Source organism: Symbiobacterium sp., assembly GCF_040797425.1.
GTDB lineage: Bacteria > Bacillota > Sulfobacillia > Symbiobacteriales > Symbiobacteriaceae > Symbiobacterium.
The window spans coordinates 1-13506 of the sequence record NZ_JBFNEH010000007.1; the positions used below are offsets into that span (position 1 = coordinate 1).

Below are 13506 nucleotides of genomic sequence, written 5' to 3' on the forward strand. Positions count from 1 at the left end.
GAGCACGACAGCCTGCTTTTCGCTGTTTCCCTGGCGGATGGCGCCGGGGGGCAGGTCGGCCAGGCGCCCTGAAGCCGGCCGCACCCGCACCGCCGGGTGCACGGCCGTGTTCGGCGGGGCCGCGGCCAGGCGGAGCCACGTCTGGTCCACGTCGAGTTCCAGTCCGTTCATCTCCGGGACGCTGTACGGCGTGCCGTCGTCCGACCCATACCGCCGCGCGTTCACGGGCACCACCCGATAGGCGGTGGCCAGTTCCTCCAGGCGCGCCCGGGCTTCCGCTTCGCTCAGGCCGGAGAAGTCGAACCCGAGGAACGTCACCCCCTCGGCCACGCGCGGGCCGCGGCTCTGCGCCGGTCGCTGGGCCACCTCCCGGGGCAGTGCGAACCCGGCCAGCAGGGCGAAGAGCAGCGCGGCCACCCACCAGCGGTTCACCCGCACCACGTGGAAGTGGGCACGGACTTTCCGTTCCATCGGGATCACCCCTTGTCTCGCTCGCCAACACCGTATGTCCCCCGTGTACGAGCTATGCGGAGGATGGTACAATGCGCCCAGAGAAGGACGCAGGAGATCTCGGCGGCGTATCCGGCTGGCTCGGGAGGGATGAGAAGTGAAGATGATCGTCGCCGTGGTCCGGGACGAGCACGCCGGTGTCGTAACGGATGCGCTCACCCGGAAGGGATTCGGCGTGACGAAACTCGCCTCCACGGGCGGCTTTCTGAGGGCCGGCAACACGACCTTCCTGGTGGGTGTCGGGTCCGCCCAGTTGGAGGAGGCGCTGGCGACCATCCGCAGCGCCTGCCCCGAAGCGGAAATCAGCAAGGGCGAGCCGAAGGCGGGCGGGGGCGTCCCGCATCACAACGTGACGCTCTTCGTCCTCGTCGTGGAACGGATGGTTAAAGTCTTGGTCGCGCAGAGACCCAGGCGGGGCGCCTCCCCAGGGGAAGGCGCCCCGCTTCGTGCAGGGACGTGGGCTGAATTTGGACACGCTGGCATATCCATCTCCCCCGAGGGGGTGGCGGCAGCGTGATGAACGTGGTCTGGACGGGCCTCATCGTGGCGGGGGTCCTCGTGGCGGCTGCGACCGGGCGGGCGGCGGAGGTGACCGACGCGGCCTTTGGCGGTGCCAAGCTGGCCATTGAGACCGTCATCGGGCTCTCCGGGTTGATGGCGCTCTGGATGGGCATCATGAAAATCGCCGAGCGCAGTGGCCTGATGGAGGCGCTGGCCCTGCTTCTTCGCCCCCTGGTGAGCCGGCTCTTCCCCAGCGTCCCGCCGGACCACCCGGCCATCGGGGCAATGGTGATGAACATCTCCGCCAACATGCTGGGGCTGGGGTCAGCAGCCACGCCCTTCGGGCTGAAGGCGATGCAGGAGCTGCAGGAACTCAACGAGGACAAGGAGACCGCCTCGGAGGCGATGTGCACATTCCTGGCGCTCAACACGGCTTCGGTCACGCTGGTGCCGGGCACGATCATCGCCCTGCGGGCGACGTACGGCTCCGTGAACCCGGCGGAGATCGTGGCGGCCACGATCGTCGCCTCCGTGGTGGCCGGCGTCTTCGCCGTGGCGCTCGACTCGGTGGTGCGCGGTCTGGCGCGCACCCGGGGGAGGTAGGCGGCCATGTCGGTACTCAGTGCGCTCTCCCTCTGGGCGGTTCCGGGAATGCTGGCCCTCATCCCGCTGTGGGGGGTGATCCGGCGGGTGCCGGTCTACGACGCCTTCACCGAGGGAGCGGAGGAGGGGCTTCAGATCGCGGTCAAGATCATCCCCTTCCTCGTGGGCATGCTGGTGGCGCTCTCCGTTTTCCGGGAATCCGGGGCGATGGAGCTCCTCGCCGGGGCGCTCAGCGGCATCACGGGCCGCCTCGGCTTCCCGCCGGAGGTGCTTCCCCTCATGATCGTCCGGCCCCTGTCGGGCGCCGGGTCGCTGGCCGTGACGGCAGACCTCCTGAAGGCGCACGGCCCCGACTCCTTCGTCGGCCGACTGGCCTCGGTCATGCAGGGTTCCACCGACACCACCTTCTACGTGCTCACGGTCTACTTCGGTTCGGTGGGGATCCGGCGGGTGCGCTACAGTGCGGCCGTGGGCCTGGCTTCGGATCTGGTGGGGTTCCTGGCAGCACTCTATGTATGCAACTGGTTTTTTGGGTAGGCTTGTGGTAAAAGTAGAGGGGATTGACCCACAGGAGGAGGCACTTGCCCGTGAGCATCGAAGCGCGGTTACAGGAACTGGGGATCCACATTCCGGAAGCGCCGAAGCCGGTCGCTGCGTACGTGCCGTTCGTCCGCAGTGGCGACCTGATCTTCACCAGCGGTCAGATCGCCCTGGAGGGCGGGCAACTCAAGTACAAGGGCAAGGTCGGCCGGGACCTGACGCCCGAGGAGGGCTATCAGGCAGCGCGCCTCTGCGCCATCAACACCCTCGCGGTTCTGAAGGCGGCGGTGGGCTCGCTGGACAAGGTGGCCCAGATCGTGAAGGTGGTCGTGTTCGTCAACAGCGCCGACGGCTTCACCGGCCAGCCTGCGGTGGCCAACGGCGCTTCGGAGCTGTACCAGCAGGTCTTCGGCGAGCGGGGTCTGCATGCCCGGTCGGCCGTGGGCGTCTCGGAACTGCCCATGGACACCGCGACGGAGGTCGAGGTCATCGCCCGCATCGCCGAGTAGGCATCCGCAGAGGCCAGGGAGCAGGCTGCCCGGCGCAGCCTGTTCTTTGCTCATTCGGCCAAAAGGCGGGTGACGTCGATCAGGTACCGGCCCGGTGCGACCACCTGGAGGTCGACGCGGTCGTCGGCGAAGTCGAACTCCCGGACGCGCCCGCCCTCGGTGAGGAGGCGGGCCCGCGCGGATGCCCGCAGGTCGGCCGGGTCGAGGAAGCAGTTGGTGCGGATGCCCCAGAGCACCTGGTCCCCCGGCCACGGCACCGGAGCGAGCAGGGCCTGGCGGGCACCGTTGGGCCCCAGGCCCGCCGCTTCCAGGTCTACCTGGCAGATGTGCGTGCGGCCAGTGGCAGCGAGCCGCCCGCCCGGGGCGATGGCCAGGCGCAGGTGGTATTCGTCCCGCCCGAGGCTGCGGCGGGCGCAGCCGCCGGCGGTGGCGATCCAGGTTTCGAAGAACGTGCCCAGGCGCACCTCGACCGGCCGGTGCGCAACGAGTTCCAGGCCGATTTTCACCGTGCGCGACACCCCCTGGGGACGGCGGGCCGGCGGCCCCCTCCTGGCGCAGTACCCCATCCTATGAACCACAGGACATGATGGTGAGGTGTAACCGATGGCAGACCAACCCCGGAAGTCCGCCCGGCCCCGGGGCCCGGCCAAGGGCCCGGCGAAGGGCCCGGCCCGCGCGCGGTTCGGCGCAGGCGGCAGCGGCGGGTTCACGTCGGTGGACGAGCAACTCCGCGCCAGCCTGGAGCGGGGCCGGTTCCGGCGACGGCACGCGGGTCCCTCCGCGCGGCCGGCCCGCAAGACCGGTGGGCGGAAGGAGCCGGCTACCGGCGCATTCTCGCTCACGCCGGCGGAGGCCGAGGTAGCGGAGCGGCTGCAGAAGGTCATGGCGCGGGCGGGAGTCGCCTCCCGGCGCCACAGCGAGGAGCTGATCCGGGCGGGCCGGGTGACGGTGAACGGCCGGGTGGTCACCGAGCTCGGCACCAAGGTGGTGCCCGGCCGGGACGTGATCGAGGTGGACGGCCGGCCGCTGGGTGCGCCCGAGGAGAAGGTCTACGTGCTGGTGAACAAGCCCAAGGGCTACGTCACCACCCTCTTCGACCCGCAGGGCCGGCCCAAGGTGATCGACCTCCTCGACGATCAGGTGGCGGAGCGGGTGTACCCCGTCGGCCGCCTCGACTACGACACCGAAGGGCTCGTGCTGCTCACCAATGACGGCGACCTGGCCAACGCGCTCATGCACCCGGCCAAGCAGGTGAAGAAGACTTACATCGCCAAGGTGCGCGGCGTGCCCGGGCCGGGCAAGATCAAGCAGCTGCAGCATGGCGTCGAACTGGACGACGGGCCCACGGCGCCGGCAGAGGTCAGGGTGCTGGAAGTGCGCGCCCCCAACAGCGCCACGCTGCTGATCCGCATCCATGAGGGGCGCAACCGGCAGGTGCGGCGCATGTGTGCGGCCGTCGGCCACGAGGTGATCCACCTGAGGCGCACGGCGCTGGGCCCGCTCCAGCTCGGCGACCTTCCGGTGGGGGAGTGGCGCTATCTCACCGACGCGGAGGTGAAGGCGCTGTACCACGCCGCGCGATTGCGCCCGGGCGGGAAGCCGCCCGCGGCAAAAGGCGCGCGCAAACGGCGATGAGGTGCTCTCCTGAGAGAGGAAATGTGCGGCTGGCCCCGAATTGCTTCCATGTGAAGGGTTGTGCGTCGGTGCCACGGGGGACATTCCGTGGAGGGACGGGCTGAGCAGTTCATCTGGTGCATAAAATAAGGCTTTCAATTTGAGGCTTTTCACGGTACGATATGTTTGTGTAATGCGTTATACTATGTTTGGCTACAACGCCCGCGGGCGTTGCCAGCGAGTCGGGACCGCCCCGCCTCCAATACACCAGGGCTCAAGGGGCCAAAGGAGTGAAGTTCCAGCATGGCCAAGGTCAGTCTCCACCACGTGTACAAGAGCTTCGGTGATGTCAAGGTCGTCAAGGACTTCAACCTCGAGATCAAGGATAAGGAGTTCATCGTGTTCGTCGGACCCTCCGGTTGCGGCAAGTCCACCACGCTCCGCATGATCGCTGGCCTCGAGGAAATCACCGAGGGCGAGATCTACATCGGAGACCGCCTCGTGAACCACGTTGCACCCAAGGATCGCGACATCGCAATGGTCTTCCAGAACTACGCACTGTACCCGCACATGAACGTCTACGAGAACATGGCCTTTGGCCTCAAGCTGCGGAAGTTCTCCAAGGCCGACATCGACAAGCGGGTCAAGGAAGCTGCCGAGATTCTCGGCCTTTCCAACCTGCTCGGCCGTAAGCCCAAGGAGCTGTCCGGTGGTCAGCGGCAGCGCGTCGCCCTCGGGCGGGCCATCGTCCGCAACCCGGCCGTCTTCCTGATGGACGAGCCGCTCTCCAACCTGGACGCCAAGCTACGCGCCTCGATGCGCACGGAGCTGGCCAAGCTGCATCAGCGGCTGCAGACCACGACCATCTACGTCACCCACGACCAGGTCGAGGCCATGACCATGGGCGACCGCATCGTCGTGATGAAGGACGGCGTGATCCAGCAGGTGGCGCCGCCGCAGGAGCTGTACGACCAGCCTGCCAACCTGTTCGTGGCCGGCTTCATCGGCTCCCCGACGATGAACTTCCTGAAGGGCCGGCTCTCCGCCGACGCCACGGTCTTTGACGGCGGCACCTTCCAGCTCACCCTGCCGGAGAAGCTGGCGGCCGCGGCCAAGGGTTACGGCGGGAAGGACATGATCCTGGGCATCCGCCCGGAGAACATTCACGCCGACCCCGAGTTCCTCGCCGTCCACGACGGGGCGCGCATCCCGTCCCGCATCGACGTGGTGGAGCCGCTGGGCTCTGAGATCTACCTGTATCTCACCTCGGGTGAGAACCAGCTCACCGCACGCGTCGAGCCCCACCTGCGCTTCCGCTCCGGCGATACCATCGATCTCGGGGTGGATGCGGATAAGGTCCACCTGTTCGATACCGAGACGGAGCTTGCCATTCGCTAAGTGCAGCAGCGCACGCCGGGGGGGCGTTACGCCCCCTCGGCTTTCCGCATGTTCCCCCGCCGCGCGGGGGCTCACGAGGAGGTTTCGGTTTGGCATATACCCTTCAGACTTTCATCCACACCAAGGTGTTCGGCAACCACCTGGGCCAGTGCCGGCCCCTGGATTACCGGCGGTCTGACTGGCAGCAGCTCATCCGTGGGCGCGAGCGCACCGCACGCCTCATCGTGCGGGCCATGCTGGGCGTGCCGAGCGCCCACCAGGGGGAGCACGGGCACCCGATGTGGTGCTTCCAGCTGCCGAAGGGCTCGCTGATCACGGTCTACCTGCACCGGGGCACCGTGCCCGAGATCAGCACCCGGGAGGCCGATGCCGCCGAGCTGCGGGAGGCCATCGATTATCTGCTCGAAGAGGTGGGAGCCCGGCTGCGGCAGGTCTGACCCGGCCGGGCCCCGCCGGGGAGGATTGCCATGGACTGGTGGGAAGAGACCGAGGCGCGCATCCACCGTACGCCATCCGCCGCCTCTGCCGGGCTGAACCTGTGGCAGCGGCTCGGCCAGGCGGGAATCGACCCCGACGCGGCCTTCCTGCCCGCGTACGACCTGGCGGGCCTGCAGATGCTCTGCGCCGACCTGGTGAAGCTGGTCGAGGGGCTCCTCGAATCGGGCGATGGAGACCGCCCGGCCTTCCGGCGCCATGGCCTGGCGTTGCTCCGCTGGGCGCACCAGGCAGAGGAATGGACCCGGACGACGGCGCCTACGCTGAACCGGCTGCTGGACGGCCTGGACCTGGAGCAGGAGGACCTCGCCGCCCGGGAGGAGGCAGCGGACGCGTCGCTGGTGGCGGAGGAGCGTCCTCCCGAGGAGCAGGCGAAGCTGGACGGGCGGTACCGCCACTGGCACCTGCTCTACGAGCAGCTGGACCTGAAGCTCTCCAGCATGGGGCTGGAGGACCGGACGCGGCGCGGCCTCGCCCGTACGCTTGCGCGCGTCTACGAGGAGTGCGTCGTCACCTTCCGGTTGCTGGCGGAACTGGCGCGGGAGCAACGCCCCCGTTACGGCGCGACCGCTCGGCTGCTGCTGCAGGTGAACACCACCTGGCACTTCGACCTGGGCCCGTACGTGCTCGGGGCCGGGCAGGCCCTGAGCGACGGCCGGGGCAGCCTTGGCCTGGCCACCTGGCTCCTGCTGGCATTACGGGAGGCGGACTAGTGCACCCCTGAATGCGTAATTCTCTTAACCTTGACAGAAAGTGAGGACCGTCTTATGATATAGGGAGGTCCGCCCTCTTTGTGCCAGCCATTTGGTTGTGACATACGTGGGTGTTGTCACCCAGACCAGTAGGATCGTCACGGGACTTGGACCCGTGTTTTGCGATAGAACTGTCCCCTAGGGTACGCCTGTTCCTTAGGGTTTGTCATTGCAAGCAAAAACCGATCTGGTCGACAGCCCGCAGGCCGACTGTACGGGTCGGCGTGTGCACACATATGGCGAGCACAGAGTACGGACCGCTGCTGGGTCCGTTTTTTGATTCTCATTCTGGCTGTGACCTTTTCGTCACCAGGCGAGACAGGAGGTGAACGTGATTAGCTATGTCCTTGTAGGCATCGTTGCGCTGGTGATCGGCGGTGGCATCGGCGCCTACGCCGGCTACCTGTGGTACCAGCGCGAGGCCCGGTTGAAGCTGAACTCCGCCGAGGCCAGGGCCCGCCACATCCTGGACGAGGCCCTGCGGGAGGCTGAGGCGAAGAAGAAGGAAGCGATCCTCGAGGCGAAGGAAGAGGTTCACCGGCTCCGGACCGATGCCGAGCGCGAGATCAAGGAGCGGCGTGCCGAGATCCAGCGGCTGGAGCGGCGCGTTCTGCAGAAAGAAGAGACCCTGGACCGCAAGGTCGAGCAGCTGGAGCGCAAGGAAGAGGCGCTGAGCCGCAAGGAGCGGGAGCTCGACCGGAAGAACCAGGCGGCCCAGGAACTGGTCGAGAAGCGCATGGCAGAACTGGAGCGCATCTCGCAGCTGACGCAGGAGGAGGCCCGGCGCCTGTTCCTGGAGCAGGTGGAGCAGGAGGCCAGGACCGATGCGGCCCGCCTGATGCGCGAGATCGAGTCGGAGGCCAAGGAGACGGCCGAGAAGAAGGCCCGTGAGCTGGTGGCCATCGCCGTGCAGCGGGTGGCCGCCGATCACAGCTCCGAGCTCACCGTCTCGGTGGTGAACCTTCCCAACGACGAGATGAAGGGGCGGATCATCGGCCGCGAGGGCCGGAACATCCGCACCCTGGAGACCCTGACCGGCATTGACCTCATTATCGACGACACGCCCGAGGCCGTCGTGCTCTCGGGATTTGACCCGGTGCGGCGCGAGGTGGCCCGGATTGCGCTGCAGAAGCTGATTCAGGACGGGCGCATCCACCCGGCCCGGATCGAGGAGATGGTGGAGAAGGCGCAGAAGGAGGTCGAGGCCCGCATCCGTGAGGAGGGCGAGTCTGCCTGCTTCGAGCTGGGGATCCACAACCTCCACCCCGAGCTGGTGAAGCTCCTCGGGCGACTGGCTTTCCGCACGTCGTACGGCCAGAACGTCCTGAAGCACTCCATCGAGGTCGCCCACCTGGCGGGCGTGATGGCCGCCGAGCTGGGCGTGAACGTGGAGGTGGCCAAGCGGGCCGGCCTGCTGCATGACATCGGCAAGGCCGTCGACCACGAGATCGAGGGGTCGCACGTGGCCATCGGGGTCAGCCTGCTGCGCCGGTACAAGGAGCACCCGGACGTGATCCACGCCATGGAGTGCCACCACGGCGACGTGGAGCCCCGGTCGGTGGAGGCGCACCTGGTCACGGCGGCCGACGCCATCTCGGCGGCGCGGCCTGGCGCCCGGCGGGAGACGCTGGAGGCGTACATCAAGCGGCTGGAGAAGCTCGAGGCCCTGGCCGACAGCTTCGACGGCGTCGAGAAGTCCTACGCGATCCAGGCCGGTCGCGAGATCCGCGTGATGGTGAAACCCGACCGGATCGACGACTACGCCGCCATGAAGCTGACGAAGGAGATTGCCCGCAAGATCGAGGACGAGCTGGAGTATCCGGGTCAGATCCGGGTCGTGGTCGTGCGGGAGACGCGCGCCGTGGAGTACGCCCGGTAAGCGGGCTTCCGAACCTTTTGCGTGCGCGCAACGTCTCAATAATAGGGAGCGGAAGGGGCGTCGACGCTCGCCGGAGTCGTCGGCGCCTCCTTGCCTTGGCGGTACGGCCCAGGAAGCGACGCTGGCCGCGCGAAGGAGGCATGACGGGTTGAACATGCGCAGGGGCGAGGAGCCTTCGGCTCGCACCATCCAGTTGCTGGTGAGCTACGCCATTCGCTACCCCGAAATCGCTGCGGTGCGGTACGATCCGGTGCACCAGGCCCTGCGGCTTTCCTTCCTCGTGAAGGGTCCTCTGGAGGACGACGAGTTCGCCGCTGCCGAGGCCCGTATCCGGGAATCGCTCGAGGTCTACCACCTGATCCACCAGCGGGTCGCCACCCTGGTGGAGGTGACCCGGTCGACGTTCGGGGAACTGAGCACCGTTGTGGTGGGGCGCGACGTGCAGAGCCTTACCCCGGAGGAACTCTACGCCGTGGTGGAGGTCGTGCGCAACGTCTTCGCGAACCGGGTGCTCGCGGAGCCCCTTGAGTACTTCGGCGAGGAGGAACTGATGGCGCAGGACGAGCTGATCGAGGAGGTCATGGCCTCGGTCAGCGGCCGGCGGCAGCCGCCCAACCTCATCGCCATCCGGGAGAATGGCAGGCTGCTCATTTTCGAGAAGTGAGCGGCGTTACGGCCGGGGGGCCGGCGGACCCCATGCGGGAGTCCGCCGGCCCCCTGCGCGTTCCGAACTGGGCAGGCGAAGTTGCGAACTTTTGCGCCACTTCCTACGTATTGATGGGTGAGCGCACGAAACCGAACGGTCCGAGCCCGGGCACCGCCCGGTCAGGTATAATAAACTATCATGACCGGTTGGCCGGGATGTGGACTGGGGGCGCTCGCCTTGCGAATTCTGTTTTTCGGCGACGTGTACGGACGAGTCGGACGGGAGGTGTTGGCACGGCGTATAGGCCCGCTGGTGAAGGAAACGGGCGCCGACGCGGTGATCGTCAACGGGGAGAACGCAGCCGGCGGCAAGGGCATTACGGCCCAGATCTGCCGCGAGCTGTTCGCCCTGGGGGTGGACGTGATCACCCTGGGCAACCACGCCTGGGATAAACGGGAAATCGCCACATATATTGATGAGGAGCCGCGGCTGATCCGCCCGCTCAACTACCCGCCGGGCACGCCGGGAGGCGGATCCTACGTCGTTCGGCGGGAGGGCCGCCCGGCCCTGGCCGTGGTGCAGGTGCAGGGGCGGGTGTACTCCCCGCAGCTTCTGGAGGATCCATTTCGGGCCGTGGAGGGGGAGGTGGAGCGCCTCAGGCAGAGCACGCCGATCATCGTTGTCGACTGTCATGCCGACGCCACGTCCGAGAAGCAGGCAATGGGGTGGTTCCTGGACGGCCAGGTGAGCGCGGTCATCGGGACACACACGCATGTCCAAACCGCTGATGAGGTCGTCCTGCCCGGCGGCACCGCCTACATCACCGACGTGGGCATGTGCGGCCCGTGGGTCTCTGTGATCGGGGCCGAGCGCGAGCTGGCTTTGGAGCGGTTCCTGACACAGCTGCCCGTGCGGCTGGAGGCGGCGAAAGGGCCGGCGGTGCTGTGTGCGGTACTGCTGGAGGTGGACGATCGGACCGGTCGGGCCACGGACATCCGGCGCATCTTCGAGAGAGAAGTGGCGACAGAACCACTTGCTAGTCTCTTTGGAAGATGGTAGGATATTAGCAACTCATCAACCACCAAATGCCAGTGGAGGGGACATTGGTTATGGAAGTGCTGAAGGTATCGGCGAAGTCGAGCCCGAACGCGGTGGCGGGCGCTCTCGCAGGTTGCCTGCGCGAGCGTGGCTCCGCCGAGATCCAGGCAATTGGTGCAGGAGCGCTCAACCAGGCGGTCAAGGCGGTGGCAATCGCCCGCGGGTTCGTTGCCCCCAGCGGTGTCGATCTGATCTGCATCCCGGCGTTCACCGATCTCAAGATCGATGGCGAGGAGCGGACGGCCATCAAGTTGATCGTGGAGCCGCGGTAGGTTCTCAGCGGAGGGTGGAGCGGAAAGGCGTTGGAACATACACCGCCCGGCCCGTCAGGGTCGGGCGGTCTTCTGTACTTCCGGGAGGGTGCACCCTTGCGCGGCGAATTTTGCTCCCGGAAAAAGGGATTCGCCCTGCCAGATGGAAACACTCCTACGGGCACGCTACGCAGGAGGGAGCACGGCAAAATGGACTTTCTGAGAGAGGCGGTGGCGCTGCACAAGCGCTGCCCGGTGATCGACGGGCATGCGGATTCGGTGCTTGCAGTGCTCGGCGGCCAGCGCACGCTGATCCAGCGCTCGGACAAGGGCCACATCGACTGGCCCCGGGCACGGGAGGGCGGGTTGACCTGCACCGTTCAGGCGGCCTGGATCGATCCGGTGTACTACCCGGTGGCTGCCCGGCGGGTGGGCGAGGCCATCGACGGGCTGCTGCGGCAGATTGCCGCCGGTGAAGGCGTGCGGCTGGCCCTGCGGGCAGAGGACATCACGGCCGCCCACGAAGACGGCGGACTGGCGGTGCTGCTCAACATCGAGGGGGCCGAGGGCATTCAGGGGTCCCTGGCGCTCCTGCGCAACTACTACCGGCTCGGTGTGCGCATGATGGGCCTGGTGTGGAACCATCGGAATGAGGTGGCCGAGGGCGTGGGCGAACCCGAATCGGGCGGAGGTCTCACCCGCTTCGGGCGGGAGGTCGTGCGCGAGATGAACCGGCTGGGCATGCTGATCGACCTGGCCCACATCACGCCGCGGGGCTTCTTTGACGTGCTGGAGCTGTCTGAGGACCCGGTGCTCTTCACGCACGGCAACTGCCACGCACTGCACGAGCACCCCCGGAACCTCACCGATGAGCAGATCAAGGCCCTGGCCAGCCACGGCGGGGTGTTCGGCGTCTCCTTCGTCGCCAGCTTCATGGGGAAGGAGAAGGCCTCGCTCACGACGGTGGCCGATCACATCGACCACGTCTGCCAGCTGCTCGGCAACGCCGACCACGTCGGGCTCGGCTCCGATTTCGACGGTGCCGACATGCCGCCAGGGCTGGAGGACGTCACCCGCCTGCCGGAACTCACCGCCGAGTTGCTCCGCCGGGGTTACCGGGAGGAGGACATGGCCAAGGTGCTCGGCGGCAACTACCTCCGGGTGTTCCGGCAAGTGCTCGGCTAGCCGCCCGTCTGCGTGGCGCGGAATTCGACTGCAAGGAGGCAGCGCATCGTGAAGGTAGCAGTATCGAACCAGGCTCTGACCGAGATCGCTGTCGACGTACTGATCCTGCCCCTCACCGAGGGGACGCCGGCGCCGGCCGAGGTGAACGAGGCGCTGGATGGCCTGTGCGCTCAGGTGGTGGGTGCGGACTTCAAGGGCGAGATGGGCGAAACCGTCCTGCTCTATACCGCCGGGAAGCTGCCGGCGCGCAAGGTGCTGCTCCTGGGGTTGGGCAAGGCGGAGAAGGTGACCAATCGAAGCCTGAGGCGTGCGGCGGGCATCGGGGCGCGGGCCGCCCGGCGCAGCGGTGGCCGGAGCATCGCCTTCGCCCAGCCGCAGTCGGTGGCGCTGGCGCCCGCCGAGGCCGCCCGGTTCATCACGGAGGGCGTCCTGCACGGCCTGTACCGGTTGCCCAGCTGGAAGACCGAGCGCAAGGAGCAGCCCGAGGTCGAGGCCGTGCAGATTCTCGGCGGGGATGAGGTCGCCGCCGGCGTCGAGTGGGGCCGCGCCGTGGCCGAGGGCGTCAACCTCGCCCGCGGCCTCGCCTGGACTCCGGGCAACCACATGACGGCGACCATGCTGGCCGAGCGGGCCGTTCTGATGTGCCGCGAGTGCGGCATCGAAGTGACAGTCTACGACAGGAAAGGCTGTGAGGAGCTGGGCCTGGGCCTGCTGCTGGCGGTCAACCAGGGGTCGCGGGAGGAGCCGCGGTTCATCGTGATGCGGTACAAGGGCGCCGGCGGCCAGGGTCCCTGGCTCGGGCTGGTGGGCAAGGGGCTCACCTTCGACTCCGGCGGCATCTCCATCAAGCCCACCGACGGCATGTGGAACATGAAGATGGACATGGGCGGCGCCGCCGCGGTGATCGGCGCGCTGCGGGCGATCGCCCGGCTGAAGATCCGGGCCGACGTGATGGGCGTGATCCCGGCCACCGACAACATGCCCGACGGCGGCTCGTACAAGCCCGGCGACGTGATCGCGGGCCTGTCGGGCAAGACGGTGGAGATCCGCTCCACTGACGCCGAGGGCCGCCTGATCCTCGCCGACGGTCTGGCCTACGCCGCCAGGAACGGCTGCCAGAAGATCATTACGGCCTCAACCCTCACTGGTGCCGCGAACATCGCACTGGGCCCGATCCGCTTCGGCCTCGTGGCCAACGACGACGCGTGGGAGGACGAGGTTTACGAGGCGGCCGAGGCGGCCGGCGAGCGCGGCTGGCGTCTGCCCCACGACGAGGAGTACTACGACCTCCTGAAGTCGCCCATCGCCGACATGATCAACGGCACCCGGAACCGGGCGGCGGGCACGGTGGCGGGGGGCCTTTTCCTGATGCGGCACGTGGGCAACACCCCGTGCGTGCACATGGACATCGCGGCCCTGGCCTGGAAGAGCCCCGGCGACGAGTACGAGGACGAGGGGGCGACGGGCGCCGGCACGCGTACCTTCGTCGAGGCGGCGCGGCGGTTTGCGGAGGGTTCGCACTAGC

At 67.6% G+C, this 13506-nt stretch carries 16 protein-coding genes; 14 read left to right on the top strand and 2 right to left on the bottom strand.

Going from position 1 to position 13506, the window contains the following annotated elements; translation table 11 throughout:
• Window positions 1–471, bottom strand: a 471-nt coding sequence (locus AB2385_RS03485; protein ID WP_367653541.1) for a hypothetical protein, incomplete at its 3' end; no start/stop codon positions are given.
• A gap of 142 nt (window positions 472–613) precedes the next feature.
• Between AB2385_RS03485 and AB2385_RS03490 the strand changes: the two genes are divergently transcribed.
• The 4 genes from AB2385_RS03490 to AB2385_RS03505 are packed head-to-tail and all read left to right on the top strand — an operon-like array spanning window position 614 to window position 2663.
• Window positions 614–1027, top strand: a complete 414-nt coding sequence (locus AB2385_RS03490; protein ID WP_367653635.1) for a cyclic-di-AMP receptor — start codon at window positions 614–616, stop codon at window positions 1025–1027.
• Entirely contained in the window at window positions 1027–1614 is a 588-nt protein-coding gene (locus tag AB2385_RS03495; protein ID WP_367653636.1) for a nucleoside recognition domain-containing protein, read from the top strand. Before AB2385_RS03490 ends, AB2385_RS03495 begins: the two co-directional genes overlap by 1 nt.
• A gap of 6 nt (window positions 1615–1620) precedes the next feature.
• Complete coding sequence (locus AB2385_RS03500) at window positions 1621–2151, top strand: spore maturation protein (RefSeq protein WP_367653542.1); 531 nt, start codon at window positions 1621–1623, stop codon at window positions 2149–2151.
• Window positions 2152–2201: 50 nt separating this feature from the next.
• The gene (locus tag AB2385_RS03505) at window positions 2202–2663 is read left to right on the top strand and encodes a RidA family protein (RefSeq protein WP_367653543.1); all 462 of its coding nucleotides are present in this window, start codon (window positions 2202–2204) and stop codon (window positions 2661–2663) included.
• 50 nt (window positions 2664–2713) lie between these two features.
• Here the strand turns inward: AB2385_RS03505 and AB2385_RS03510 are convergent, their stop codons facing one another.
• Window positions 2714–3169 (bottom strand): hypothetical protein, encoded by a 456-nt coding sequence (locus tag AB2385_RS03510; RefSeq protein ID WP_367653544.1) that lies wholly within the window; start codon window positions 3167–3169, stop codon window positions 2714–2716.
• 97 nt (window positions 3170–3266) lie between these two features.
• Between AB2385_RS03510 and AB2385_RS03515 the strand changes: the two genes are divergently transcribed.
• The 10 genes from AB2385_RS03515 to AB2385_RS03560 all read left to right on the top strand — a co-directional run bounded on the left by AB2385_RS03515 (window position 3267) and on the right by AB2385_RS03560 (window position 13505).
• Complete coding sequence (locus tag AB2385_RS03515) at window positions 3267–4298, top strand: pseudouridine synthase (protein WP_367653545.1); 1032 nt, start codon at window positions 3267–3269, stop codon at window positions 4296–4298.
• Window positions 4299–4580: 282 nt separating this feature from the next.
• Window positions 4581–5675 carry an ABC transporter ATP-binding protein gene (locus tag AB2385_RS03520; protein ID WP_367653546.1) on the top strand — a complete coding sequence of 365 codons (1095 nt, stop codon included), beginning with the start codon at window positions 4581–4583 and terminating at the stop codon, window positions 5673–5675.
• An 89-nt stretch (window positions 5676–5764) separates the two neighbouring features.
• Window positions 5765–6112 (top strand): hypothetical protein, encoded by a 348-nt coding sequence (locus AB2385_RS03525; protein ID WP_367653547.1) that lies wholly within the window; start codon window positions 5765–5767, stop codon window positions 6110–6112.
• Window positions 6113–6142: 30 nt separating this feature from the next.
• A complete protein-coding gene (locus AB2385_RS03530) occupies window positions 6143–6883 on the top strand; it encodes a hypothetical protein (protein WP_367653548.1) in 741 nt (246 codons plus the stop codon).
• A 364-nt stretch (window positions 6884–7247) separates the two neighbouring features.
• Entirely contained in the window at window positions 7248–8801 is a 1554-nt protein-coding gene (rny, locus tag AB2385_RS03535; RefSeq protein ID WP_367653549.1) for a ribonuclease Y, read from the top strand.
• A gap of 148 nt (window positions 8802–8949) precedes the next feature.
• On the top strand, window positions 8950–9465 hold the full coding sequence (locus AB2385_RS03540; protein WP_367653550.1) for a hypothetical protein: 516 nt from the start codon (window positions 8950–8952) through the stop codon (window positions 9463–9465).
• Window positions 9466–9684: 219 nt separating this feature from the next.
• Window positions 9685–10506 carry a TIGR00282 family metallophosphoesterase gene (locus tag AB2385_RS03545; RefSeq protein ID WP_367653551.1) on the top strand — a complete coding sequence of 274 codons (822 nt, stop codon included), beginning with the start codon at window positions 9685–9687 and terminating at the stop codon, window positions 10504–10506.
• A gap of 50 nt (window positions 10507–10556) precedes the next feature.
• Window positions 10557–10817 (top strand): stage V sporulation protein S, encoded by a 261-nt coding sequence (locus AB2385_RS03550; RefSeq protein WP_043713843.1) that lies wholly within the window; start codon window positions 10557–10559, stop codon window positions 10815–10817.
• Between the two features lie 189 nt (window positions 10818–11006).
• Window positions 11007–11981 (top strand): dipeptidase, encoded by a 975-nt coding sequence (locus AB2385_RS03555; RefSeq protein ID WP_367653552.1) that lies wholly within the window; start codon window positions 11007–11009, stop codon window positions 11979–11981.
• A gap of 48 nt (window positions 11982–12029) precedes the next feature.
• The gene (locus AB2385_RS03560; RefSeq protein ID WP_367653553.1) at window positions 12030–13505 is read left to right on the top strand and encodes a M17 family metallopeptidase; all 1476 of its coding nucleotides are present in this window, start codon (window positions 12030–12032) and stop codon (window positions 13503–13505) included.
• The last annotated feature ends 1 nt before the right edge of the window (window position 13506 follow it).

Excerpts from the sequence above, each read along its gene's own strand:
- AB2385_RS03490 (WP_367653635.1), top strand. The coding sequence starts at position 614 with ATGATCGTCGCCGTGGTCCGGGACGAGCACGCCGGTGTCGTAACGGAT.
- AB2385_RS03495 (WP_367653636.1), top strand. The coding sequence starts at position 1,027 with ATGAACGTGGTCTGGACGGGCCTCATCGTGGCGGGGGTCCTCGTGGCG.
- AB2385_RS03500 (WP_367653542.1), top strand. The coding sequence starts at position 1,621 with ATGTCGGTACTCAGTGCGCTCTCCCTCTGGGCGGTTCCGGGAATGCTG.
- AB2385_RS03515 (WP_367653545.1), top strand. The coding sequence starts at position 3,267 with ATGGCAGACCAACCCCGGAAGTCCGCCCGGCCCCGGGGCCCGGCCAAG.
- AB2385_RS03520 (WP_367653546.1), top strand. The coding sequence starts at position 4,581 with ATGGCCAAGGTCAGTCTCCACCACGTGTACAAGAGCTTCGGTGATGTC.
- AB2385_RS03530 (WP_367653548.1), top strand. The coding sequence starts at position 6,143 with ATGGACTGGTGGGAAGAGACCGAGGCGCGCATCCACCGTACGCCATCC.
- AB2385_RS03550 (WP_043713843.1), top strand. The coding sequence starts at position 10,557 with ATGGAAGTGCTGAAGGTATCGGCGAAGTCGAGCCCGAACGCGGTGGCG.
- AB2385_RS03555 (WP_367653552.1), top strand. The coding sequence starts at position 11,007 with ATGGACTTTCTGAGAGAGGCGGTGGCGCTGCACAAGCGCTGCCCGGTG.